Source organism: Fischerella thermalis PCC 7521 (genome assembly GCF_000317225.1).
Lineage (GTDB): Bacteria > Cyanobacteriota > Cyanobacteriia > Cyanobacteriales > Nostocaceae > Fischerella > Fischerella thermalis.
In genome coordinates this window covers 1-26,248 of sequence record NZ_AJLL01000052.1, presented here as the reverse complement: position 1 = coordinate 26,248, position 26,248 = coordinate 1, and the positions used below count along the sequence as shown (strand labels likewise).

The following is a 26,248-nucleotide window of genomic DNA, read 5'->3' as shown; positions in this document are numbered from 1 at the left end:
TGAAAGCATTGTTAATATAAAAAACTCGATTGTTCGAGTACTTAAGTATTCTCAGGGTGCTTCCCAATATATAAATTAGAATTAATAATACTAGATAGAAATAATATCATCTCGGTTTGAAGACTTACTATTATCTGTCGCGGTCAGTAAAAGGTTTTCAAGACTGATTAAAACCATTGATTAGTAGTATTCCGGCAAACAAATTATGAGAGGTCGTAGATACCCGACTTTTTGGAAAAGTCGGATATCTGAATAACCACAACCTGTAAAAATCAATCGGGTCGACTATTGGTAGGCTATTCCAGAATCTGGAAACAAGACTTTCTACGCCAATTTGGTATTATCATTTTTGTGAAAATTGGTAATCGGTAATAGGGAAAAATAATTATTAATTACCAAAAATGCGTATCTACATATTCTTAGACCTAGTTGCAGTGGTCAGAAATTATCTTTTTCACCATAAATGTTAGATTTTGCACTTGACAAAAATAGAGAGAATGACGTGAAAATGCTATTTTTCATGTGTTCTGGTGTATCCAGATTTTAATTACTAGTTAAACGAGGAAATCCTGTTTACCAAAAAAACACGTGAAAAAGAAAACTAGTAGATTACGTCGGAAATCAACACAAAAACTGAAAAATAAGTCAAAGATATAGAATAATTAGGATTTTTGACTTTTGAGTTCCACGTAACGGTAATAGGGTGCTGTCTGTGATTCCCATCGTCTCAAACGATGACGCGATCGCTTGGTGAATCACGAATTAGGTGATTCTGTTCAAAACTGTCGATCTCAAAACACTACATTTCTAAGGGAATTCAAAGCATGGCAATTATTAAAGTTACCAACACCGCAGACAGTGGAAAAGGTTCTTTACGAGCAGCGCTCGACTCAGCCCAAGCAGGAGACACCATTCAGTTTGATTCTAGCCTTGCCAACAAGACTATCACTCTCACCAGTGGAGAACTTGCCATTACCAAAGACATCACTATCGATGGTGCAGGGGCAGAAAATTTAACAATTAGTGGCAATAACGCTACACGAGTATTTAGTGTTTGGAAGTATACAGATGCTACAGTTAAAAACCTAAATATCAACAATGGTTTGGCAACTGGTAAAGACCCAGACATCAGAGGCGGCGGTATTGCAGTCTGGGACTACGGCACTATAGAGGTCGTTAACTGTAACTTTAACAACAATAAAGGTGGTCAAGGCGGAGCCATCTATCTTGGTTTTGGTGGCAAATGTACGGTGCTTGGTAGTAGCTTTGACGGTAACGACGGCAGTTTAACAAATTCTGGGTTCAGTAGTGGAGCGATCGCCACCTACGGTTCCGGTGTACTTGTAGTTAAAGATAGTAAATTTACCAATAACAAGGGTGTAAATGGTGGCTCAATTTACAGCCTGTTAGGTGAATTAACCGTAGAAAACTCAGTCTTTCTTAATAATAGTTCAGAAGGTGATATTGGTGGTGGTGCAATCTTTACCGATGGAGCCAACCCAGTAGGTCCGGGTTCCACTGTGGGAGGAAAAATTGTTATCCGTGGCTCTCACTTTGAAAACAATCGTACCAAAGGAGAGGGTGGCGCCCTCATGCTCTATGGTTACGGTCCCGACGAGATTATTCTCGAAGATAGCACCGTCGTCGGCAACACCGCAGACTTTGATGATAAAGGTATGGCGCGAGGCGGTGGTTTGCGAGCCAACAGCGCCTTGACAATTCGTAACGTCACCTTTGCAGACAACAAAGCTGGTAAGCAAGGTGGGGCTATTTGGTATGAGGATTACGACTCACCTGTCAATATCATCAACACCACCTTCTCTGGTAACAAAGCCAGTGACAATGCTGGTGGAGCAATGTTTTTAAGCACGGGAACATCTCCTGTTAAAATTACTAATTCCACCATTGTCAACAACGAAGCAGGACAGATTTGCGGAGCAATTTGGACAAATAGCGCCCAAAATCAAATCACCCTCACTAACTGCATCGTAGCCAACAACACCGCCCCTGATCCAGCAAACCAACAAGTGGGTTATCAGCTCGTAGATGGCGGTGGTAACATCGAATTTCCAACCCCAGCCAGAGGTAAGCAAGTTGTTACAGGTAGCCGGATTGTTGATCCTCTTCTGGGACCTTTAGAAAACATCGGAGGAGTTCTTGTACACCCTCTTCTACCAGGTAGTCCTGCAATTAACACAGGTGTCACAGTTAATGGCGTCCCCAACACTGACCAACTGGGAAGTGAACGAGATAGCAAACCTGATATTGGGTCCTTTGAAGTGGTTGTTACTCCATCTCCCCAGTCCAGCCCAGAAGATACTTTAGTGATGGGTGTCACAAACTCACCAAACAATACCACCAACGATGTTGAAAGTAGCGATGTCTTAAACGGAAGCAATAACAATCGTCAGTTGGTTGATTATAAAGCTAAGGATATCTTGACTGGTAATTATAGTCACAATCAACCGACACGTGTAACGGATAGCGATGAATTGGTCAACCAATTCATACCAGCAAAGAGTAATAGGATTCAAAATATTGATCCCCCAGAAAACGTGATAGACCTCAGAACAATTTTTTTGAGTCAATCCAAATCTTCAGGTTCTAATCTGTTCAAAGAATACATAAAGTCAGAGCTAAAAGGATCACGAACATCTTTGAGCGTTAACCCTGAAGGTTATTTCGACCTTAATCAATTTCAGGATCTCGTCATGCTTGATGGTGTTACAGTTAGCAGTCTAACCGACAAAAAATTTCTTGGTAGCAAGTAACTAATGATTTGACATAATTTACATCAACAAATAGGGGTATAGGGAAACCCCATAGCTTCAGTTTGGGGCTACTCCTATACTCCTACACCCGCTACTTGTAGGCGAGTCTATTAACAGTACTAAATTGCATAAATTCAGAGCGAAGTTACTGTAGCTCAAATCTGCGTTTCTTTGCGTTTCTCTTTGCAATTTTTTGCGTTTAAAACACTAGGAACTAATACAAATCAGTACTTAGTTTCATAATATTTCTCGAACTCACATGTAAGTTATTTTGAGCAATCAGTAATCGAAAACAATGACTATTGACTAATCATCATTTATTTAATTTTTAAAATTGCCATTTTTTGTTATTCCACATAGCTAAGCTTAGTTAATTTCTTATTCACGTTTTTTTGAAACACCAAAATCATGATAAAGGAATTTAAACAATTATTTGTTGAGAAATGATCTCTAGTATAGATGAATAAAATGAATGTAAAAAAAAGTGATCCCCAGGAAACATATGTAACGCAAAAGAAGCGCTTGTTTGCTCCTGCCAAGCTTGAATTTGATCACGACTAACTTCTTGATCTTGCAAACCACCAAAAGCAGTAATAGGAATATTTAATGGCGCTTGTTGAGTGTAAACATAAGTTTCTAGCACTGCAAAATCTGCGCGCAACAGCGGAATAAATAATTGCATAAGTTCATCATTTTCAAGTAAAGCTTGCGGAGTACCATTCAAACGACGCAATTCTGCAATAAATTCTGCTTCTGGTAAGCCATGAATAGGTGGTTTTGGAGCAACAAGTTGAGGTGCGCGGTGAGCTGATACAAACAAATGATTTGGGTTTATACCATACTTTTTGCGGAGTAGAAGAGCAAGTTCAAAACTTACAAGTCCACCCATGCTGTGGCCAAAAAAGGCAAATGGTTTATCTAATTTTGGCTTGAGAACACTAGCTAATTCTGTGATTAGAGGTTCTAGTTGAGTGAATGGAGGTAATTTTATCCGCATTCCTCTGCCAGGAAGCTCAATTGCACAGACTTCTATAGTATTAGGCAGATGATTTGACCAGTGACGAAAGATATTAGCACTACCACCAGCGTAGGGAAAACAAAATAACCGGATTTGGGCATCTGGATTAGGTTTAGGGTAAATTAACCAAGAATCTAAACTTGAAGAATTTGGCATTTTACTATCATTTTTACTAGTGCGCATGAGTTTAGTTCACAAAAAAATTCGTTTTAAAGTCTTTTTGGCTGAATTTTGACTAATCCTACTATTTGACAGCAATTTCTGCATTAGTCAAATCATAGTAGACATAGCCTAAAAAATGATAGCGATCGCTTTTGGTATAGTAAACAAAGCAATAACTTTCTAAAAAAATAAAGCTAATTTATGAACATTCAAAAATACAGTTTTCATTCTGCTAGAAAGTTAATTGAATCAAAGTTAAGTTAGTACCACTGCATTTTTATTACATGGCTTTACATAATTGGAGACGCAAACGCGGAGTTACACTGACTACTAGAGGTTTACAAAAACTTCAGGAGGCAAAGCGTACATCAGAAGCTGAGGAAAATTTTGGAAACAGTTATACCCTCGAAGAACTGAGTACACGTACTGGGTTATATCCTAGTACAATCTCCAAAGTACTAAATCGCGAAGGAGGGGTTGATAAAAAAACTCTTGAAAAATTATTTTCGATTTTTAACATAAAACTAGATAAAAGTGACTATTTAAGCTCTAATACTCGCTTAGATTGGGGTGATGCTACCCATACATCCGTTTTTTATGGACGTACGCAAGAGATTGCCACTTTAGAGCAATGGATTCTCGATGAAAGATGTCGATTGGTGGCAATATTAGGAATGGGCGGTATTGGTAAAACGACTCTAGCTGTTAAGCTAGCTCAACAAATTCAGGAAGAATTTGAATATGTGATTTGGCGATCGCTCAGAGAAGCTCCACCCATTAAATCCATCCTCGCAAATCTCATTCCATTTCTCTCCGACGAACAAGAAACAGAGAGTAATTTACCAGAAAATTTAAGCGAGAGAATATCGCGGCTAATCTATTATTTGCAAAATAATCGCTGTTTGGTTGTACTTGATAATGTAGAGTCTATCTTGCGTAGTGGTAGTCGAGCTGGACAATACCAAGAAGGATATGAGGGATACGGTGAGATGTTCAGATTGTTAGGAGAAGCAACTCATCAAAGTTGTCTAATCTTAACAAGTCGGGAAAATCCCAAAGAAGTGGCATTACTAAAAGGACGAGCATTACCCGTTCGCTCCTTGCAATTAAGGGGTTTGAAAGTTGACGACGCCCAGGAAATCTTAAAAGTTAAGGGGCTATCTGCAACAGAGAAAGAATGGCAAGTCATGACTGAACGCTATGCAGGCAATCCATTAGCTTTAAAGATAGTTGCTACGACTATAGAAGATGTCTTTGATGGTAATGTGACAGATTTTTTGCGAGAAAATACTGCTGTTTTTGGAGATATTCGTGATGTTTTAGACCAGCAGTTTGAGCGTTTATCACATATAGAAAAAGACATAATGTATTGGCTAGCAATTAATCGCGAACCAATCACGCTTTCAGTACTGCGAGAAGATATGGTATCACCAGTACCATCGCCAAAATTACTGGAAGCTCTAGAGTCTTTGCTGAGGCGATCGCTAGTTGAGAAAAATGCAGCAACTTTTACTCTCCAACCTGTAGTTATGGAGTATGTAACTCAGGTATTGATCGAGCAAGTCTGTGAAGAGATTGCCACTGAGAACATCGAACTTTTTAGATGTCATGCTCTCATGAAGGCGACAGCAAAAGACTATGTGAGGGAGGCTCAAATACGCCTTATCCTCCAACCAGTTATAAATGGGCTACTGACTGTCTTTAGAAGCAAAAAGGGCATTGAAAAACAATTAACTAAAATCCTAGCAAGGCTGCAAGAAGAATCCCCGCAAGAACCAGGATATACAGCTGGAAATATTGTTAATCTACTGAAATCTTTGGGGATCGATTTCACTGGCTATGATTTTTCCCACCTCAGTATTTGGCAAGCAGATCTACGGAAGGTAAATTTACATCATGTAAACTTCCAAAACGCTGACCTAACAAAATCCGTTTTTTCCGAAACATTCGGTGGGATCATGTCTGTGGCCTTTAGCCCCGATGGCAAACTCCTAGCCGCAGGGGATAGCAATGGTGAGATTCACTTATGGCAAGTTGCTGATGGAAAACAACTTCTCATCCTCCGAGGACATGCCAACTGGGTTGTCTCCCTTGCCTTCAGCCCTGACAGTAGGACTCTTGCCAGTGGCGGTAGTGACTGCACTGTCAAGCTATGGGATGTTGCTACTGGTCAATGCCTTCACAGTTTGCAGGAGCATGGTAATGAGGTTTGGTCAGTTGCCTTTAGCCCGGAGGGTGACAAGTTAGTCAGCGGCTGTGATGACCAAATCATAAGGCTATGGTCTGTTAGGACTGGTGAATGCCTGAAAATTTTTCAGGGACATACAAATTGGGTACTCTCAGTTGCCTTTAGTCTGGATGGTCAGACGTTGGTGAGTGGCAGTGACGATAATACAATCAGGTTATGGGATGTTAACAGCGGTGAGTGCCTAAAAATTTTCCAGGGACATAGTGATGGGATACGGTCAATCAGTCTCAGTCCTGACGGTCAAATGCTAGCTAGTAGTAGTGATGACCAGACAATCAGGTTATGGAACCTCAGTACTGGTGAATGTCAAAGAATTTTCCGGGGACATACCAATCAAATATTTTCAGTTGCCTTCAGTCCCCAAGGTGATATTTTGGCTAGTGGCAGCCATGACCAGACAGTAAGGTTGTGGGATGTCAGGACTGGTGAATGCCAAAGAATTTTTCAAGGACACTCCAACATAGTATTTTCGGTTGCCTTTAGCCCAGGGGGTGATGTTTTAGCTAGTGGTAGTCGTGACCAGACTGTGAAGTTGTGGCATATTCCCACTAGTCAATGTTTTAAAACTTTCCAAGGACATAGCAATCAAATACTATCAGTTGCTTTCAATCCAGATGGTAAGACGTTGGCCAGCGGGGGTCACGATCAAAAGGTGAGATTGTGGAATGTCTCTACTGGTCAAACCTTAAAAACTTTCTACGGACACACCAATTGGGTATACTCAGTTGCCTTCAATTCCCAAGGCAACATCTTGGGCAGTGGTAGTGCAGACAAAACAGTGAAGTTGTGGGATGTTAGCACTGGTCAATGTCTGAGAACTTGCCAGGGACATAGTGCTGCGGTTTGGTCAGTTGCTTTTAGCCCTGACGGCCAGATACTAGTGAGTGGCAGTGAAGATCAAACACTCAGGCTATGGAATGTCCGCACCGGTGAAGTTTTAAGAACTCTCCAAGGGCATAATGCTGCGATTTGGTCGGTTGCTTTCAGTCCTCAAGGGACTGTACTAGCCAGTGGCTCTTTGGATCAGACAGTCAGATTGTGGGATGCTAAAACTGGTGAATGCCTCAGAACCTTAGAGGGACATAGGAGTTGGGCTTGGGCAGTTGCGTTCAGTTCAGATGGTGAGTTGTTGGCAAGTACCAGTACAGATCGAACCTTAAGATTATGGAGTGTCCGTACTGGTGAATGCCTGAGAGTGTTGCAGGTAGAAACAGGTTGGCTACTATCAGTTGCCTTTAGTCCAGACAATAGGATGCTAGCAACTAGCAGTCAAGACCACACAATCAAGTTATGGGATATTAGCACTGGTGAATGTTTTAAAACTTTGTTTGGACATTCGGCTTGGATTTGGTCAGTCGCCTTTTGTTCAGATAATCAAACTTTAGTTAGTGGTAGTGAAGACGAGACTATTAGACTTTGGAATGTCAAAACTGGCGAATGCTTCAAGATTTTGAAAGCTGAAAAACCCTATGAGCGTTTGAATCTCACAGGGGTTAGTGGTATAACAGAAGCAACCAGAGCAACATTGAAAGCTTTGGGGGCAGTTGATTAAACCTCTCCCCACTCTGGCTATATGTAGCAGTCCTGGTCGCTATTACCAAATCTTTATGCCGTTTGAGACTGAGAAACAAAATCTTTTAGAAACCGTCAATACCAGCTAAAATTAAAGATCCTGGCTCAGACTTCTCACTGGAAATACTTTCCCACTCTTTATTAAGATCTATTTCCTCTAAGACTGCGCTGTTGTTTTGATTAAGGCGGCTGATGGAATCCTGGCTCAAAGACTGCTGCTCACCTGCGGGAGCCAAATTCTGTTTATTTGACTCCTTCTCAATTAATGCTGTTGTTGTAGATGTAACGATCGCACACAGACTCAGAACAGTCAGGAGATTTAAAGACTGCTTTTGCTTGGCTTTGTTTATGTTCTTAGATTCCATGAGATCCTCGTTAAATTTTTGCGTAAAATTCCTTTAAAGACATTTACGAGAAAGATATAGATTTATCCTTCCTCTAGGCTTTTTACCTCACCAGCAAACTCTCAAATTCGTCTTGGGGTTGCGGATGCAAAGCCAACGGTTTCAACACTTGCTGTAGTTCTTCATCCGTTGGATAGCCTTCTTGAGAAGAACTAAAGCGCAACAGCGCAGTTTCGTAACAAGCAATAGCGACGCGAGTCCGCTCCTCTGGAGAAAGTCCAGCTACCATCTCAATGGTTTCCTGCACATGCTCCACATCGCTGCCAACACCACTATGTACGTGCAGAAATCGAGTGGCTTTAATCCCAGATGGCAGTAGTGCTTCCACTGCTTGAATGTGCTCTTCACCAGTAGTGAGCGCCAGGCGTTCCATTGTGTAAGAATAGCCTACACAACCGATTGGGTCTGGGCTTTGGACACTGCGGGTGAAGTAATCCATTAAAACCTTTGCCGATGGCGGAACAAGAGCTTCCACCACTGCCTGGGCATCGTATCCTAGTGACTGGATATCAAGCAGGGCAAGTCGGTCATGTCCACGTTCTTCAACTGCTTTCTCGGCTGCCCACTGTGCCAAAGTCTTGCGACCAGCAGCAGCAAAACGTTGGGCGGCTTCCTCCATCAGTCGTGGCGTAGAATGGGTAAGATGATATTGACCTGCCAAACGCCAAATCCAAAGCATGAGGCTAAAGGCAGGAGGAGGGCTTGATGAAACCGCACGCTTGGCAAGTATGATGGAGGTATCAAGAAGCTTTTGGGTTGTGGCTACACTGCCTGCAACATTCATTGGTTGAGCGAATAAATCGCTACTGTTTCCAGAACTGGGTTGGTATAACCAAACACGATCAGCTGTTGCTACTACCACTTTGTCAGGTGCAACACATGCCCATTCAATATGACCAGAAATCTCATTAATCATGCTTCGTTTGCTAACTTGTTGCTACACAATCACAAAGTCTTTGTTGGAAAAATTCCTTACTAGAACTTATTTGAGTGATGTGGGAATACTTCAGTGTGCTACGAAGCGATTCGGTTTTCTATGATTGAGCTGTGTCGCCGTGTATGCTAGAGCCATGCGATCGCACCTATCGAAACACCAAACGCATGTTGCACTCCCATATCTTCCAACATCTTGACCACCGCCTCTACTGCCAGCAATAATGTGCAGATAGCTTGTGATGAGATGACTTTTCAGGTGAATTCAACTATTTGTTCGGTATCATCCTCCTATCACCTTCAAGTTTTGTATTCATGGCAGGTAAAAGTAGATTTACAGAAGTGGAATACAACTTATTTTCTACTCTGAGAGGATTTTATCATAGTAACAACATCATTTAAAACGCTTATCATCTACTATTTCTTTTGGGAATATATGCAGATAAATAAGAAATATTCTTAATAAGGACAAAGACTGAGAAGTTAGAGTCTGAGCTATCAACCAAGCTAGTCTATGAAAAATGGTTAGAAAAAATACTTGTATAATTACCTATTTATTTATTGACAGTAATATCAATAAGTTTAAAGTTGATTATTAAAATTTGATGAAATAATTAAGTTTGTTTTAGAGCTCATTACATGTTTAAAAATTCAGACAAGCGAAAATCAGGAATTTAAGGAAGAATTTAAAAAATACTGTTAAGTTTGCTTAAGAAATTGATAATTTAGTACTTATGTTCTAATAACTAGATAAGTCTTAGATAAGTCATTCGCTTATATCCCCCCTTTTCTAAAGGGGGGCTTTACGCTTCACGCCTCGTAATGTGCAGATGAAGTATGGATAGAGATGCAAATGCCAAAGATAGAAGTAGAAATGTACCACATATTGCACATAAGCTGTTAATCAAAAGTACCTTATACTGGACAGCAACCGGGGCAATATCGATTTGACTGATTGACTGAAGAAAAGCACCTATGCTGAGAATCTAGTACACCCTTGGAGGTTCCTTGTAGCAGGTGGCATAGCAGAAGGTTAAAAAATTGTTGTTGCTGCAAGATATGAATTTACAATTCACGGGTATGTAGAGACGTAGCATCGCTACGTCTCTACAAATATTTGGCATCGAACTACAAAGATGTATGCAAACATAATTCATGACCAAATTCAGCAACACCAAAAATTTATACTAAATAATTTAGTCCTCTACGTTCGGTAATTAGGGTTTCAAGCCTCTAAATTTATTTGTGGATAAAATAAAAGATAAGGATGTGTGTGGATATAGGTAATACGAGCTTCATCACATGGATAAGTAGATTATCATAATTCCAGATTAGAACTGTTACCAGTACTTCACATATTTAGCGTATATTAGCGCTTATGCTTTATGGCTCTTGAAAAAAGAATAATTAAAAAGCTTAAGTTAGATATCAAAATCTAGATTTTCACTGGTAAAGATGGTTCTGGATTGGCAATATTGTTGAACTTACATAAGTAAATATAAGAACAATGAATGAAACTGCCGCACATATATTTCCAGCTTTTGTAACCTCCAGCGAAAAATTATCAGTCCAACAAGTTACTCTAGAATTGACACCAGATGAAGCCAGAAAACTGGAAAAGTATTGTCAGTTGACAGGAAAAGCAGCTGTAGATGTAATCCGGGAGTTGATCCAAGATTTACCCATAACTTAACTTTCTACACCAACTGTAAGATAGAAGTCATTGCAACAATTGTAGCTTAGCTATTTGATCTAGAAAAAAGTAATCAACAAAATGGTATTGGAGAATAGGGAATGTCAATAAAATAGTAAAAGATGTTCTTAAATTTTAACTGGAAAACACACAGGTAATTCAGTGTGGAGTAAAAATAAAAATATCCTTAGTCAAAAAACTTGGCTAAGGAACCTCGTGTGTATTCATCATGAAGGAATATATTCAAACTAGTTTTGGGATTTTGTTTCGTTTGAAAACTAATTTGCCAAAATCGTCTTTCAAATTCCAAAAAAATGCTAATTCTGCCCTGGTCTAGTCATTGGTAGCGCTCGAATAAGTTCCCTAATCACATCTGTAGCTGCCCTACCAGTCTGATCACAATATTTTTCCAGCTTACTGGCTTCATTTGATGCCAAGTTGACGGTAATTCGTTTAACTGCCCATTTTTTGTTCATAATTAAAATCTGATTGTGTAGCACAAAGTTGTGTAGAAGGTGAAAAAGCTGTACTCATGAACTCTGCTGATGAAGGGAACCGTTTTGTGAACATTCATTGCTTAGTAGAATCTGGTAAATCCGATAAAATTTCTTCCCTGACGGGTGAGTCAACCTGAGCCTGGAATTTCCCAAAAGCAGGTTTATCCAGAAAGATTCACACTTGGAAACATTTCAGATCAATATCATTTTGAAGTTTGTTGGCTAGTCAGGTCAAGACTTAGATAATGTTTTTTTGGCTTTTAAACGACAACCCATATCTAGTACTTTTCTTTTTACTCCTTAAATTTGAGGCATTTGGCATCGTGCTACCATCTCTGCTCGTGTCGATACATTCAGCTTACAAAATATATAATCTAGTCGCAGTTGTAATTCATTAGGAGCGATCGCTATTTTTTGAATCAGTGCCTGAAAGCTACCAGAGATAGCAAAAATCTACTCAACTGGATAATTGGCAACCAATATATTTAACTCTAGGATAGCTGTATTCACTACACAGTTTGAAATTTGCAGTATGAATAATCAGTTTCAAATGGGAGCGCAAGTCAATACAGAAAGGGTGGTTGTGGATCGTAACCGAATTACAGGCGGAGGCGTGACAGCAGGGATTGATTTTGCTTTAACCATTGCAGGAATGCTTTGTAGTGAAGATACTGCCAAGTTGATTGAATTGATGTTGGAGTACAACCCCTCACCTCCGTTTGGAGTCGGTTCACCAGAAAAAGCAGGTGCGGAACTGGTACAAGCTGTCAAAAATTTGGGAACATCGTTAATAGCTGCATCATATGACGCTAGCAAAAAAGCAACTTCTAGAATTCATTAATTTCCTGATTTAACAATGCCCCAACTTTGACCAGTAAATCATTTATCACTCATCGCTGATCACTGTTAACTGATTTACACTTCTTGCTTAGACACAACAGTTGACCCAATTGCTGGACTATCGGAAATCATTGTATAAAACAAAGATTCATAGTTATTTAAAGCTTGGTCAAAGGAATATTGCTCAACAGCAAATTGGCGACTGTTATAGCCAAGCGCCTTAACTTTTTCAGGATGCTGGTACAAATCTAAAACTGCTTTAGCTAAGGCATCAGAATCTTCTGGAGGAACGACAACACCACCACCGCTTTGTTTAATTGCTCTTGCAGCAGTACCATTATCAGGTACAGATGCAACTAATGCTCTACCACTGGCAAGTAAAACTTGAATTTTAGATGGCATGTTGAAGGATATGACATTTTTCTTTTGTACTACCAAGCCAACATCAGCCGCTGCTAACATCTCTGGTAATTTTTCGCGCGGTTGAAAAGGTAGTAACAAAACGTTATCTGCACCGCAATTTTGGCATTCTTGTTGCAATCTTTGTAGACCTTGGGCTTCTCCTACAATCACAAAGGTAATATCTGGAATATGTCGCAATTTTGAAGCAGCTTTTACTACTGTTTCCAAGCCTTGAGTGAGGGCAATGTTACCAGAATATAAAACTACAAATTTATCATTGAGTTTATGATCTGTGCGGAAAGAGTTATTTTCTTTTGGTAAAGGACGAATAAAATTAACATCAACCCAGTTGGGTATTTGTACAATTTTATTAGCTTTTACATTTTTATTGAGCAAGTTTTCTACAAATCCATCAGCAATGACGCTAATTTTAGTAGCAGTGCGGTAGGCAAATTTTTCTAATGCTGTAAAGGCTTTAATAAGTAATTTATTTTTAATTAAACCAACATGAATAGCTGCTTCTGGCAATATATCCTGAAGATTTAAGACTACAGGGCAATTTTGTAACCATCCTAAGATGGTAGTTGGTACACATACGGGTAAAGATGGCGAAGTGGCAAGAATTACATCTGGACGCCAACCCATTAAAGCTGGCACAAAACTTGTGACAACAAAGCTTGCATCTAGTAAAATCCGGTCGAGTAGGTTAGGTTGAGGACGAATCCAGACATAGCTACGTTGAATTTGAACACCATTTTTATACTCAGTTAAATACAATTTGTTTTTATACGCATCGTAAATCCGGCGTTCGGGGTAGTTTGGCATAGCAGTAACTACACGTACTTGATGCCCTCGTTTAACTAGTCCCTCTGCTAATTCAGTCATCAGGGGGGCTATACCTATGGGTTCTGGATAGTAGTTGTAAGAGTAAATTAAAATCCGCATATCAAATTAATTAAAACAACCCCGTTTTTCATTTAATTCAGTCAATTTCTTCCGAAAATGATTTCAGACAAAAATTGCGCTTCTATCTGAATTTTCTCCTGGGATTGTTTTAATGTCAGTATTTGATACGTAAATTTTGAGTAAAATTTAACACTAAATTATAATTTGTACTAGTATAATTTATTCAATTATATGGTGTAAAAATGTTGAAAATTTTACGTGTTATTACTTAAAAATTCTCATAATTTAATCACCATAAGGAACTGCAAATTTTCCATTACCAAAGTCGGCAGACAGAACACAAAAGCAGGTGATGTCGATGTCACCTGCCTTTGCTTTTCCTAATGTATGAAATATTGCGCCTACCCCATATCCCCTCTGGGAATTAATTTCAAAACTAAGAGCATAAGTCAGTTTCAACTGACCCAAACCTTGTCTTAATCAGATTTATCTGACTTTAGTCCTTGTTTAAACAGCTAAAACCCTGATTACGAGCTTTTATTGAACGTAAGTTTTTCTACTTAGAAATTTTAAAAATATAAATAAAGTGCATTAAGTGCAGACAATAATAAAAAGTGCAAGGAGTGAATCGTTGACATTTTTAATTCTATAGAGGTGGGGCAATCAAAACCTTACTTTGTCACCTGATATTTTTTAGTAACAATGCCCCTAAACCTCTGGAAGGATACTTTGTAGAATAAAGCTAGACAGCACCACTGTTTTTGTGAAACAAGATAGCTACTGTTTTCAAAATTAGCTTCAAATCGTATAGCAAGCTCCAGTTTTTTTGGTATTGCAAATCCAGACGAATTACATCCTCGAATTTACGTACAGTAGATCGTCCATTGACTTGCCATTCTCCAGTCATACCCGGTTTTACATCTAAACGTTGCCATTCTGGTACTTCGTAACGTTCGACTTCGTCGGGTGTGGGTGGTCTTGTACCGACTAAACTCATTTCTCCTTTTAAAACATTCCAAAACTGTGGTAGTTCGTCTAAACTTGTACGCCGCAGAAAGCGTCCGATTTTTGTAATTCTAGGATCATTGTCAATTTTGAAAAATGCCCCTTGTACTTGGTTATGTTTTGCCAATTCGGCTTTTCTAGCTTCAGCATCAACATACATGGAGCGGAATTTCCAAATCCGAAAGCGTTTACCCATCCAACCACAGCGAACTTGACTGAAGAAAATTGGACCGGGATCGTCTATTGCGATCGCAACAGCAATAGGAATAAACAAAATTGCTACAATAACTAAACCTACTAATGCCCCAACAATATCTATTAACCGTTTCATCCAAGAACGAACAGAAGGATGTGTGGTTGGTAGCTGTTCTTCGAGTTGGTTCTTAGAAGGTACTGGCAGTAAGTCACTTGACTCAATGAAAAAAACCTTTTCTAGCCCTGTAAGATTAAGTACAGCCATGACTTGGGGAGTCACATTTCGCAGTATAAATTCTATCCCTCGATCTTGAGCAATTTTAAAATTACTTACCAAAGCGCCTAAACCACTACTATCCATGAAAGTAGTTTGCTGAAAGTCAATGATGATTTTCTGAGGGATTGGGTTTGCTTGGGTGATATTTTGGCAAGTTTGCTTAAAGGCTACCGCCTCTAGCACGCTTAATCGCTCTGATACTTGTACTATCGCCGTGTCATGTAAGAACATCACTGGAAAATCTACCTCTTGGGGTTGGCTAATCATGAAACCCTGCACTTTCATTGCCATGTCAGTCAATGTAATATGCCAAACATTAGTTGGTTTTAGTGAATCACTTAAGCTGAGATGCGATTAGTTCAAATCATAACTAATCGCCAGTAGTCCGCTACCCAGATTATGAAAGAGTTGAAATTGAGAAAAGATCAAAGGATAGTGACCCCTTTACTTTTGCTCCATGGGTAAAAGTTTCTTTTCCGGACAGCTAGTTACTGGAGTTGAAATTGGAGACTGCCAGTAAGGTTCACAATAGAACAAGAAGTTCAGAAACATCCTTGCTTTGTGCGGGAAGGGCACATACGCCTTGTTATCATCAAATGACTAATAAAATTGGTATTACACCCGTAGCACGTCTGGTAGAGGTCTTTTCCGCTATTCAAGGGGAAGGACTGAATGTTGGGACACGTCAGATTTTTATTCGCTTTGCTTTTTGTGATTTGCGCTGTCATTTCTGTGATAGCGCTCATACTTGGAATGCACCCGCTACCTGTAGGATCGAGCGATCGCCAGGACGACGCGATTTTGAAATCCACTCCAATCCTGTCCCTTTACCTATATTACTCGAATGGATCGAGCGGCAAAATATACCTTCTTTACACGATAGCATTAGCTTGACTGGTGGCGAACCTCTTCTTCATGCAGCATTTCTGGTGGAATTTTTACCACAATTACGTAATGTTACTGCTTTACCTATATATTTAGAGACAGGTGGTCATCGTCCAGAACAGTTGGCAATGATTTTGCCCTATTTAGACTCTGTGGGTATGGATTTGAAACTACCTAGTACTAGTGGCGAAAATCGTTGGCAAGAACACGCCAAATTTCTCCAACTCTGTTACGAATCACAAGTAGAAGTTTTTGTCAAAATCATTATTTCTAAACAAACAGATCCTGGTGAATTGGAACGTTCTGCTTCATTAGTCGCACAGGTAAGTCCATCAATTCCAGTGTTTTTACAACCTGTCACACCTTTACCCGCTTCTGAACAATTGACCGAAAATCCAGTGCTTGCTCCTTCTCCAGAACAGGTATTGATGTGGCAAGCTTTGATGAAACGTTTTGTTAAGCAAGTGCGGGTTATACCTCAGACGCATAAGATGCTGAATCAGCTTTAGAGTTTAGTAGATAGTGGTTCGTTAAAAAGAAAGGCAGAAGGTAAAGATTTATAAAAAACCCTCAGAGGCGGGTTTAAAGCCCACCAACTGCCCTCTGCCTCCATACTTCTGCCTTCTGAATAACTACTATCTACTAACTACTAGCGTTATTTTATAAAGACAAAAGCAAGAATAAGTAAAGATTGTAAAATTTTGATGTAAAAAAGTGTACTTAGTTTGACAGTTAACCTAGTCTTAATACGGAAGTCTAATGCTGAAAAACAGTAATGTTTTGAATATTAACAATGGCTCGATTCAGATATTGGCTTTCCATACTTGCCTGTTCGCTAGCACTGAGTGTTACAGGTTATACGACATCTGCTTACGGTATCTCCCTCAGCAATAGCTTAACTATTCCGGGTAGGAGTACTGATTTATACCCTTTTGCTGGCAACAGTGCCAATCAAAACCGCCTGGGATTTTTCTCAGATTTGTACTACGATCGCGTCAATAACATTTACTACGCTTTGAGCGATCGCGGCCCTGGCGGCGGTGTAATTCCCTACGAAACACGCGTACAAAAGTTTACTCTTGATGTTAATCCAATCACGGGGAAAATTAGAAAATTTAGAATCCTAGAGACAATAGTCTTCAAAAAAGACGGTCAGACCTTCAATGGCTTGAACCCAGAATTACTCAACGGTGATAAAGCAGTTCTTGGGCAAAGTTTTGATCCAGAGGGTTTTGCTGTTGCTCCCAATGGCAATTTTTACGTTTCCGATGAATATGGCCCCTCTGTATACGAATTTTCTCCCAATGGTTCTTTCGTGCGAGCATTTGTGATTCCAGATAATATAATTCCCAAAGCTGGAAGCACTGTCAACTACGTCGATGGTCGTCCAATCATTACGAGTGGACGCCAAGATAACCGGGGTTTTGAGGGATTAACTATCAGTCCAGATGGCAAAAAGTTATTTGCTATGCTGCAAGCCCCACTGGTGAATGAAGGCGTAGATAATAACGGCAAGAACGACGGACGCTACAGCCGTAATTTACGCTTGGTAGAATTTGACATAGCTACTGGCGAAAGCACGGCTCAGTACATTTATCAACTAGAAAGCTTAACAGATATCAACGATCGCATTCCTGGTACTGATGATGATTTTGGAAAAAGTGCCCAAGGTCGGAATATCGGCATCAGTGCCATTACCGCTCTTAATGATCAAGAATTCTTGGTATTGGAAAGAGACAATCGTGGGTTTGGGGTAGACGTGCTGAATGATTTGGCTGATGACCCCACTGACATCCCTAATCCTGTTGCTAGCAAGCGGATTTACAAGATTAGCCTGGTCGGTGCAACTAACGTTAGTGGCATTAACCTAACAGGTACTAACACACTACCAGACGGTGTCAATCCAGTTGGTAAAACTCTCTTTTTAGATATTGCACAAGCATTGAGTCCTGAGAATCCCGGAGACTGGACAAAGATACCAGAAAAGATCGAGGGACTAACAATTGGCCCCAGACTCAGAAATGGTTCCTATGCACTACTAGTTGGTACTGATAATGACTATAGCGTCACACAGAATGATGATGACGTACAATTTGACGTTTGTAGCAATCAAGACGGTACTAGCGTAAGCAAAGTACCTATTGATAGCTATTGTCCAAGAGGTCAAAGGTTAGTTCCTGGCTTCCTCTACTCATTTAGGGTGAATGCTGCTGAACTGGGTAACTTCGAGAAAGCTGAGACTACACCACCATCAACTCCAACTGTTGGGTTAGTGGTGCTGGGGTTAGCTGGTTTCTGGTTGAAGCGGCGACACGTAGAGTAAGTGATGGGGTGATGGGGAACTCGGGGCCCCTGGTGGGGAGAGTATGAGGAGTGGGGGAGCCAGCGCGGTCTTGTTGGTTTCCAACAAAGAGCGACTGGCGTGGAGTGTGAGGAGTATGAGGAGTATGAGGAGTGAAGATGTTCTCCCTTGTCTCCCTTGTCCCCCTTTTCTCCTTTCTTGCGATTTTGCCTAATATATTCCTTCATCCACAGTAGTCTTGGATTTTGCTTTGACTTTATTGGCACTGCGTTTGAGGGCTGAGAGTCGTGCTTCGTATTTAGACCGTTGACGCTTGCTAGGAGTCATATCAATTAGGGTTTTTAAAGCGCTACCTAAACTTTTATAAGCGTTGGGAAGACTATATCCAAAACGAGTTGCTAAAGCGATCGCTTTTTCATCAGCTTCAATAAATTCTTTCAGTTGCTTTTCCCCATTGTTTTTTTGATAAAGCCGCCAACCAGATACTCCACACAGTGCCAAAGCTAATATCAGTAATAATGCATCCTGTACCCATAATTCACCAACAGCACCACCTAAACCAATTGCTAAGGCTGCCATTTCCCAACCATCTTTGGGAATCGTGTCATTTTGGATGCGGGCCACTTCGTGCCAGAACAGTAAATTGCGCTGATCCATTGCCAACGTATCCCATTTCACCAAGTCAATTTGAATTTCTACTTGGTCTTTGCCAATTTCTTCGCAACGGATCAGGGGTGGATTTACCTCTGTTGTACCTTCAACAGTTACCCAACTTTGCAATTCTGGTGGTAGCAAACCCTTCAGACGCCGGAGTTCACTCATTTCTGCTTTAGCAGAGGAGGTTGCATAAGAAGTCATAATATCCAACCCTAGAAAACTTTCAGTATATTGAGCGTATCACTTTGGAGTATAGCTATTTCATTACTCATTCGGCTCATTCATTCGGAAAACTCCCCCGCTTTTTACGGGCTTCCATTGCTTTCTCCAACAGGTCTAGCAATCCTGGGGCTTCTTCTTGAATACTTAATAAAATTCTTTCTCCTAGTTCTACGTTACCTGGATCTTGACCTGTTTCCATCACCGCTTGCAGCCGGGGTATGGCAACATTATCAACAAGTTGAATTAAGCCACTCAAACAACGGTTAAATTGTTTTTCTGTAAGAATCGAATCTTCTAAGGGAAACTCTATGATGGCACGAATTTCACCATCGGATGGATCGTACTCCCATTGCAGCATTTTGGTTTCCCAAGAGATCGCTAGCATAGTTTGGAGAATGGCTGCTTTGTGGGGATGATCTTGCACTCCTGCCAAAACCTGTGGTGCAAATAAGCGAAAAAACTTCCCATCCTCATCTAATTGGACAACAATTAAAAAGTCCTCAACATTATCACTTTCTACACCTGTGATAATACGCTCTTCTTCTTCATCTACACGATAATCCCAACCAAGGTTATCTAAGTAATTGGCAATCTGTACCAGATCAGCAGCCATAAAAGCCTCATTGTGAACGGTAAAACCGCTGTTGTCAGACCTAGTTTAACCTGCTAGCACATGGTTATAGCATGGAAAGGCTACGTTTTATGTTATGTATAACTGTTAATTAAATTACAGTTAATCTCTGTAAATATAGTACAGCATTTCTAAATCATTCGTGAGAAGCAATATCCCGAATTCGCAAGAGTGGTCGGGGATCTGAGCCTTGCAATTCTCACTTTTGCAGATAATATTGCGATATTCATTTTGAATTTACGCCTAATTGAAATATACCACTTTCTACCTGATTAATTGCCGACATAATCCCATTTTCTGGATTATTTAGCAAAGATAATTTGACTTGCTGTAAATAATCATAAATGGCATCTCGCAAGATTGGTTTTTCAACAGCTACTGTATGGTTATAATCCCATAAATCCCAAATAATAATCCCAACACCTACAATTGGATCTAGTAGTTCTGCACCTAATTTTGCGGCGACTGCACCACCAGTCTTAGCAGCCATTTTTGCACCTGCTTTGCCAGCAAAGGATGCCACTACTTTACTGCCCACTTTTGTCGCGGTGGGGATCATTGCTTTCGTAAGCAAATAAGCGCTACCTCCAGTTAAAATCTTTAAAGATAAATTAGATATATTGCCCTCTGTATCATTAATAGTAATCGCAACATCGCCTAGATAACGCTCCCAATCTGCTTGAGGAATCTTGTAACTACTTTGAATCTCAGCAATATTTTGACTCAACTGAGCAACATATAAATCTATAGTATCCTTGGTGATATTTTCCAATTCCAGTTGGGCAACTTTAGGTCTAAGAACGCGTTTAGCAAATTCTGTTTGAAAATTCTCTGTTAATTTCTCGGCAACTGCTTGTGCAGGAGAGGGATTATTGGCATTTGTCCAGTGGGCTACGGCTGAAGTTAACCATACAAAAGGAGTACTAAATTCCAGCTTTTTTTGATTGAAGTAATTAAAATACCAATCCAAAAAACTATGATCAACGCGAGTCATTAGCTCATCAACCCACGCATCTAATTTTGCAGCAGCGAAACTCTGAGATTGAGAATGAGCGTTTGTAATTGCAGTTGCGATCGCACTTTCCATTCCTGTGGGTGGAGCTTTTTTCTCAACAATCACTATATTGTCTTTTGGAGGTTGAGAAATCACATGTTCTTGTGTCGATGAATCTGCTATTAAAAATTTACCTAGCAAGGGAATCAACACAATCATGATCACAGCTATCCAAACATAAGGAGTCACAGACTTAATAAATTCACTCCAGGCTCGAATGCGATCGGTTTTATGGATGTAGGCAACTTTTTCCTTTGTTTCCTGGGACTTTTGTCCAGTATCTTTTCCAGCTATTGATGAGTCTGGAATAGATTTGGACTCGAAAATATGCTGTTGTTCTTGGTTCATAGTATGTTTTTAACTAAATCTAAACAGGGCAGTAGTGTGGCGGAGATAAATATGCACTTGAAAAAGCATAAAAAGCAAAATAGGTTTTCTTTGCTTCTACCTTCTGCCTTCTTATAGCTTCCTCCATCCGTAAGTTTAGCTAATTTCATCAATAAACTATGTCTGTCCAGCTTATTTCAGAATCAAAATGCTTTGATGGCAAACTTGGCTTTTATCGCCATCATTCCTTTAGCTGCAATGGTGAAATGCGCTTTGCAGTTTACCAACCATCACATGCAAGTTATGAACCGGTACCTGTTCTCTATTTCCTTTCTGGTTTGACTTGCACAGAAGAAAACTTTATGGCAAAAGCGGGGGCGCAGCGCTTTGCAGCAAAGTACGGCTTAATGTTAGTAGTACCAGATACTAGTCCGCGCAACACTGGAATTCCGGGAGAAGATGACGACTGGGACTTTGGCACGGGTGCAGGCTTCTACGTTGATGCTACAGTTGAACCTTGGGCATCGCATTACCGCATGTATAGTTATATTGTTGATGAGTTACCTGTTGTGATTGCCGAAAACTTTCTTGTTCTCACAGAAAGAAAAAGCATTTTTGGTCATTCTATGGGCGGACATGGGGCGTTGATTTGTGCAATGCGAAATCCTCAACAATATAGATCTGTGTCCGCTTTTGCACCAATTGCTGCACCGATGCGTTGTCCTTGGGGACAAAAAGCTTTCAGTCGCTATTTAGGTGAGGATCAAGAAAGTTGGTGTGAATATGATGCTACTGAGTTAGTCAAGCAAGTTGGATACCACAGTCAGATTCTCATAGATCAAGGCACTGCTGATAAATTTTTAGCTGAACAATTGCTTGTAGATACATTTGAACAAGCTTGTATAGAAGTAGATCAACCTTTGAATTTGCGTTATCAAGAAGGCTACGACCACAGTTATTACTTTATTGCCTCTTTTATTGAAGATCACATTCGTCATCATGCGATCGCGCTATTACAATAAAGCAGCAGGCAAAAGTCTTATCAGATAAGCTTTTGCCTTTTAAATCCCAAAGATCAGACGATAGATGAGTTCATCGGAAAATTTTCCTCTGACAAACTCCGCATTTTTGTTAATCTTGTGCAAAACAAATCCCAGCTTTTCGACCACCCTACGGGAAGCATAATTTTGAGCGTTGACACAAGCGTAAATTGCAGGAAAGTTAAAGCGCTTTCGGGCTTCAATGATCGCTAAGGAACAGTAAACACAAGCATACCCCCGATTTTGGAAATCTGCAAAAGTCATGAAGCCGATTTCCGCGTATCCGTTATCGAAAATACCGATCTCGACAACTCCCACATATTGCTGATCTAGGAGTCTCGCCACCCACTTCAGCCAAATCATAGTGGCGTTATCTGGGGATTTTTCCAGGGCGGCGAACTTGAACTTTTGCTTCAGTTCTTCCAGAGCCGGGATTTCATCATCTAGGTATTCATATAATCTCGGGTCGCTGAGATAAAAGTAAAGTAAATCAGCGTGCTGTTCTGTTACCTTTTCTAAATGTAAGACCATCGAAACTTTATTCATATTATTCTTCACTCTCTAGCTGTAGAGATAAAGTCTTGGAACTTAAATTTAAAAACTTTTTGATGTAAATACTTTAAATATTTGCTTAGTCAAGCGTGATTTTATCTATTTAGTAATGTAATTGTAAACTGTATTTAACATTGATGAGTGCAAAACTACATAAACCAGTTTTTTGTTATTAGTTGACCTAAATGCAAATTTGAGTACCTATTTAATGGTATAATTTCCGCTAATTTAACAAAAAGTAATTTTTGTCTGTAATTTCTGAAGTAAAGATTTATCTTAATTTATAAAAATAAAAACAAAAACTCACTGAAATATAAAATTTTTATGATTGCCATAGGGTTAAAATTGCAAAAATTACTCTACCTCAAATTTGAATTAACAAATCAAAAGAAATTTATTTTTATTTAAAAATTGCAGCTAAATTTTTTAGGTTTTAATTTTCTGAGAGTTTTTATCCCCAAATGTTTGGAAAACTTGACTTTAGACTTCTCTAGAGTAGAGGATATTTAAATAAAACTTAAAAATCTCAAAAATAATTTAAAACACTGTCAATAAAATTGAAGTGTCACACCGTCCAAATCAGCAAAAAAAGCAGGATGATTTAATTGAACTGAAAAAGTAAAAGCGAGACACTTGTATAGGATTTTTGTCAATAAACTACTGTAACGCAAGAGAGCAACCAGCAAAAAAGGCGATGGGAAAAGGTTCCCTTAGATCTTGCACCTACTTTTCCTCCGCCAATAAATAAATTTCCAAGGCTCAAAGCTCAAGTAAGCTAAAGCTTACTGGATATGCATTTGAGTCTGTTTTAACGGACTTGGGCTATGAGGGTTGAACTTCAGTTCAAGGCGTACTCAGGGTAAGGTGCACTCAGGTGAGTTTCGCAGTAATCAGTTAACAGTGATCAGTGATCAGGATTTCCTGTTAAAAGATTCTGGATGACTCATGGAAATAGTCGCCTTAGTTGTCCTAAAAGACTAGTAAACTAACAAAACTAAACAAACCAATTATGACTAAAAACATTGCAATGACAGCAGCACTTCGCTTGAGTGAAAAATTGCCTTTGCCGCTACGACGTTTGGCAGATTTGGCTTATAACTATTGGTGGTCGTGGACTAGTGATCGCATCGCTTTATTTCAAACCATCGATCCCCAAGAATGGGAACATTGCGGACACAACCCGGTCGCCATCTTAGAATCAGCAACCTATGAACGCCTCACCCAGCTTGCAGAAGACCCGTTTTACCTCAAGCAAATTTCTGCACTTGCCAAAGAATTCGACGAATACATGACCCAAAAAGATACTTGGGTAAGCCGAGTCGCACCACAAGTTTCCATCGCACATCCCATCGCTTACTTTTGCGCCGAATTTGGCATTCATGAATCCTTACCAATTTACTCTGGTGGTTTAGGTATTCTTGCAGGGGACCATCTCAAATCTTCATCAGACCTGGGCGTACCGATGGTTGGTGTTGGCTTGCTGTATCGTCAAGGTTACTTCCGCCAACGCCTAAACCGTAGCGGCTGGCAGGAAGATTATTACGTGGATAACCCCTTCCACCGTATGCCCATAGAATTAATCAAAAACGAACAAGGACAACCCCTAACCATCGAAATACAAATTCGCCAGCGGCGGGTAAAAGTACAAATTTGGCAAGTACAAGTCGGGCGAGTCACCCTTTATCTTTTAGATAGCGATCGCGAAGACAACGATCCCATTGACCGTTGGTTAACAGCGCACCTCTACGGCGGTAATCAAGAAACCCGTATAGCCCAAGAAGTAGTTCTAGGAATTGGTGGCGTCCGTGCCTTAACTGCTTTAGGAATCCAACCATCAGTCTACCACCTCAACGAAGGACACGCCGCCTTCTGCACCTTGGAAATTTCCCGCCAAGAAATAGAACGCACCAACAAATCCTTCTACGATATTGAAGCAGACGTACGCCAACGGTGTGTCTTCACTACTCATACACCAGTTCCCGCCGGTCATGATGTCTTCTCCCCAGATTTAATAGACTCCTTCTTTGCCCACTACTGGCCCCAACTACGCCTTTCCCGTGAACAATTCTTAGCATTGGGCGCACGCCGACTAGGTGATCCCTGGGAACCCTTTGGCATGACAGTTTTAGCATTGCGGATGTGTCGCACCTCCAACGGCGTCAGTGAGCTACACGGACGAGTTTCCCGCCAGATGTGGACAGTCATGTATCCCAATCGTTCTGAAGATAACGTCCCCATCGGTTACATTACCAACGGAGTCCATGCACCCACTTGGACTGCACCCCTAATAGCAGAATTGTACAGTCAGTATTTAGGAAGTGACTGGAAAACCCGGGCAGTTGATCCCAAAATGTGGGAGAAAGTAGACGACATCCCCAACCAAGAACTATGGTGGCGACACCAAATCCTCAAAGAAAGACTCATTGCTCACACCCGCCATAAAGTTAAGAAAGCGAGAGAAGCACGAGGCGAAGAATACGAAAGAATTCAAGCCACCGACACCCTCCTAGATCCCCAAGCACTCACCATTGGATTTGCCAGACGTTTTTCACCATACAAACGCGGTCATTTACTCCTGCGTGACACCGAACGCGCCTTAAGAATTTTTGGTAACATAGACCGCCCCGTACAAATTATCTTCGCTGGCAAAGCACACCCCGCCGATGAAGAAGGTAAGCGAATTATTCAACGCTTGATGGAGTGGTGCAAACATCCCGCCCTCACTAACCGCGTCGCCTTCATCGAAGACTATGACATCTACACCGCTCAAAAACTCGTCCAAGGCGTCGATGTCTGGTTAAACAACCCCCGCCGTCCCCTAGAAGCATCCGGTACAAGTGGGCAAAAAGTCTGCTTCAACGGTGGCATCAATTGCAGCGTCCTCGATGGCTGGTGGTGCGAAGGCTATCAAGCCGACGCCAACGGTAAAGGCATCAACGGTTGGGCGATCGGCGAAGATGCTCACACCAGCGATCAAGAACTACAAGACCGCATTGATTCCGAATCACTGTATCAATTGCTAGAAGAGGAAATCACTCCCCTCTACTACAACCAGGATGCTAACGGCATTCCCCACGGTTGGATACAAATGATGAAGGCTTCCATTAAAACCAATGCACCATTGTTTAACACTGATCGCATGATTGCTGACTACGTTTCCCAAGTGTACGTCCCAGAAATTTCTGTCACAGTACCGCCGATTCTAGCCAAAGTTTTGGTATAAGAATTAATGAACCACCAAGACTCCAAGACACCAAGAAAACCTATTTCCCAGCAATTAGATCAAGTGGCAACACAAGTTGTTGATGCAGCTTTTCAGGTGCATTCTACCCTTGGGCCTGGTTTGCTAGAAAGTGTCTATGAACTGTGCTTGGAACATGAATTGACCAAGAGGCGATTGAGTGTTGAAAAGCAGGTTCCACTACCAGTACTTTATGACAACCTCTATATAGAGGCTGGTTTTAAAGTTGATTTGCTTGTTGATAGATGTTTGATAGTTGAACTAAAAGCCGTAGAAACATTGTTACCAGTGCATACAGCTCAATTATTAACTTATCTGAAACTTTCAAAATGCCGTCTGGGTCTGCTAATTAACTTTAATGTCCCTCTAATCAAAGATGGCATTAAACGCCTAGTGTTATGAGAATGAACCACT

General features: G+C 40.5%; 20 protein-coding genes. 9 read left to right on the top strand and 11 right to left on the bottom strand.

The annotated features are described in order from the left end of the window. The first annotated feature begins 824 nt into the window (after nucleotides 1–824). Entirely contained in the window at nucleotides 825–2,771 is a 1,947-nt protein-coding gene (locus tag UYK_RS0111730) for a right-handed parallel beta-helix repeat-containing protein (protein ID WP_009460196.1), read from the top strand. Nucleotides 2,772–3,192: 421 nt separating this feature from the next. Here UYK_RS0111730 and UYK_RS0111725 read toward each other — a convergent pair whose 3' ends face one another. Next, nucleotides 3,193–3,945, bottom strand: coding sequence for a thioesterase II family protein (locus tag UYK_RS0111725; RefSeq protein ID WP_026086444.1), 753 nt, complete (start codon nucleotides 3,943–3,945; stop codon nucleotides 3,193–3,195). A 290-nt stretch (nucleotides 3,946–4,235) separates the two neighbouring features. Here UYK_RS0111725 and UYK_RS0111720 point away from each other — a divergent pair, with 290 nt between their 5' ends. Then, nucleotides 4,236–7,751: a WD40 domain-containing protein gene (locus UYK_RS0111720; RefSeq protein WP_009460192.1), complete on the top strand. Its 3,516-nt coding sequence runs from the start codon at nucleotides 4,236–4,238 to the stop codon at nucleotides 7,749–7,751. Between the two features lie 85 nt (nucleotides 7,752–7,836). Here UYK_RS0111720 and UYK_RS0111715 read toward each other — a convergent pair whose 3' ends face one another. Then, nucleotides 7,837–8,136 carry a hypothetical protein gene (locus tag UYK_RS0111715; RefSeq protein WP_016871454.1) on the bottom strand — a complete coding sequence of 100 codons (300 nt, stop codon included), beginning with the start codon at nucleotides 8,134–8,136 and terminating at the stop codon, nucleotides 7,837–7,839. 82 nt (nucleotides 8,137–8,218) lie between these two features. Beyond that, on the bottom strand, nucleotides 8,219–9,091 hold the full coding sequence (locus tag UYK_RS0111710) for an iron-containing redox enzyme family protein (RefSeq protein WP_009460189.1): 873 nt from the start codon (nucleotides 9,089–9,091) through the stop codon (nucleotides 8,219–8,221). A 1,524-nt stretch (nucleotides 9,092–10,615) separates the two neighbouring features. Here UYK_RS0111710 and UYK_RS0111705 point away from each other — a divergent pair. Beyond that, nucleotides 10,616–10,801: a hypothetical protein gene (locus UYK_RS0111705; RefSeq protein WP_009460188.1), complete on the top strand. Its 186-nt coding sequence runs from the start codon at nucleotides 10,616–10,618 to the stop codon at nucleotides 10,799–10,801. 317 nt (nucleotides 10,802–11,118) lie between these two features. Here the strand turns inward: UYK_RS0111705 and UYK_RS24185 are convergent, their stop codons facing one another. Then, nucleotides 11,119–11,277: a ribbon-helix-helix domain-containing protein gene (locus UYK_RS24185; RefSeq protein ID WP_009460187.1), complete on the bottom strand. Its 159-nt coding sequence runs from the start codon at nucleotides 11,275–11,277 to the stop codon at nucleotides 11,119–11,121. 553 nt (nucleotides 11,278–11,830) lie between these two features. On the opposite strand from UYK_RS24185, the gene UYK_RS0111695 reads away from it, so the two are divergent. Further along, nucleotides 11,831–12,139 (top strand): type 1 glutamine amidotransferase family protein, encoded by a 309-nt coding sequence (locus UYK_RS0111695; protein WP_009460186.1) that lies wholly within the window; start codon nucleotides 11,831–11,833, stop codon nucleotides 12,137–12,139. A 74-nt stretch (nucleotides 12,140–12,213) separates the two neighbouring features. Here the strand turns inward: UYK_RS0111695 and UYK_RS0111690 are convergent, their stop codons facing one another. The 3 genes from UYK_RS0111690 to UYK_RS0111685 all read right to left on the bottom strand — a co-directional run bounded on the left by UYK_RS0111690 (nucleotide 12,214) and on the right by UYK_RS0111685 (nucleotide 15,214). Next, entirely contained in the window at nucleotides 12,214–13,485 is a 1,272-nt protein-coding gene (locus UYK_RS0111690; protein ID WP_009460185.1) for a glycosyltransferase family 4 protein, read from the bottom strand. A gap of 246 nt (nucleotides 13,486–13,731) precedes the next feature. Beyond that, nucleotides 13,732–13,914 (bottom strand): hypothetical protein, encoded by a 183-nt coding sequence (locus tag UYK_RS26090; RefSeq protein ID WP_102148107.1) that lies wholly within the window; start codon nucleotides 13,912–13,914, stop codon nucleotides 13,732–13,734. A gap of 274 nt (nucleotides 13,915–14,188) precedes the next feature. Next, on the bottom strand, nucleotides 14,189–15,214 hold the full coding sequence (locus UYK_RS0111685; RefSeq protein ID WP_016871453.1) for an anti-sigma factor antagonist: 1,026 nt from the start codon (nucleotides 15,212–15,214) through the stop codon (nucleotides 14,189–14,191). Between the two features lie 305 nt (nucleotides 15,215–15,519). Between UYK_RS0111685 and UYK_RS0111680 the strand changes: the two genes are divergently transcribed. Then, a complete protein-coding gene (locus UYK_RS0111680; RefSeq protein WP_009460183.1) occupies nucleotides 15,520–16,317 on the top strand; it encodes a 7-carboxy-7-deazaguanine synthase QueE in 798 nt (265 codons plus the stop codon). Between the two features lie 284 nt (nucleotides 16,318–16,601). Continuing rightward, nucleotides 16,602–18,131 (top strand): esterase-like activity of phytase family protein, encoded by a 1,530-nt coding sequence (locus UYK_RS0111675; RefSeq protein ID WP_016871452.1) that lies wholly within the window; start codon nucleotides 16,602–16,604, stop codon nucleotides 18,129–18,131. A gap of 189 nt (nucleotides 18,132–18,320) precedes the next feature. Here the strand turns inward: UYK_RS0111675 and UYK_RS0111670 are convergent, their stop codons facing one another. The 3 genes from UYK_RS0111670 to UYK_RS0111660 all read right to left on the bottom strand — a co-directional run bounded on the left by UYK_RS0111670 (nucleotide 18,321) and on the right by UYK_RS0111660 (nucleotide 21,022). Then, entirely contained in the window at nucleotides 18,321–18,968 is a 648-nt protein-coding gene (locus UYK_RS0111670; protein WP_009460181.1) for a DUF3318 domain-containing protein, read from the bottom strand. A 76-nt stretch (nucleotides 18,969–19,044) separates the two neighbouring features. Next, the gene (locus UYK_RS0111665; protein ID WP_009460174.1) at nucleotides 19,045–19,602 is read right to left on the bottom strand and encodes a type III secretion system chaperone family protein; all 558 of its coding nucleotides are present in this window, start codon (nucleotides 19,600–19,602) and stop codon (nucleotides 19,045–19,047) included. Between the two features lie 244 nt (nucleotides 19,603–19,846). Continuing rightward, nucleotides 19,847–21,022 (bottom strand): hypothetical protein, encoded by a 1,176-nt coding sequence (locus UYK_RS0111660; protein ID WP_009460172.1) that lies wholly within the window; start codon nucleotides 21,020–21,022, stop codon nucleotides 19,847–19,849. Between the two features lie 158 nt (nucleotides 21,023–21,180). On the opposite strand from UYK_RS0111660, the gene fghA reads away from it, so the two are divergent. Next, entirely contained in the window at nucleotides 21,181–22,023 is an 843-nt protein-coding gene (gene fghA / locus UYK_RS0111655; RefSeq protein WP_009460170.1) for an S-formylglutathione hydrolase, read from the top strand. A 39-nt stretch (nucleotides 22,024–22,062) separates the two neighbouring features. Here the strand turns inward: fghA and UYK_RS0111650 are convergent, their stop codons facing one another. After that, entirely contained in the window at nucleotides 22,063–22,587 is a 525-nt protein-coding gene (locus tag UYK_RS0111650) for a GNAT family N-acetyltransferase (protein WP_009460167.1), read from the bottom strand. A gap of 1,015 nt (nucleotides 22,588–23,602) precedes the next feature. Between UYK_RS0111650 and glgP the strand changes: the two genes are divergently transcribed. Further along, the gene (gene glgP, locus UYK_RS0111645) at nucleotides 23,603–25,816 is read left to right on the top strand and encodes an alpha-glucan family phosphorylase (protein ID WP_009460166.1); all 2,214 of its coding nucleotides are present in this window, start codon (nucleotides 23,603–23,605) and stop codon (nucleotides 25,814–25,816) included. Between the two features lie 6 nt (nucleotides 25,817–25,822). Then, entirely contained in the window at nucleotides 25,823–26,236 is a 414-nt protein-coding gene (locus tag UYK_RS0111640) for a GxxExxY protein (protein ID WP_009460165.1), read from the top strand. Nucleotides 26,237–26,248: the final 12 nt, after the last annotated feature.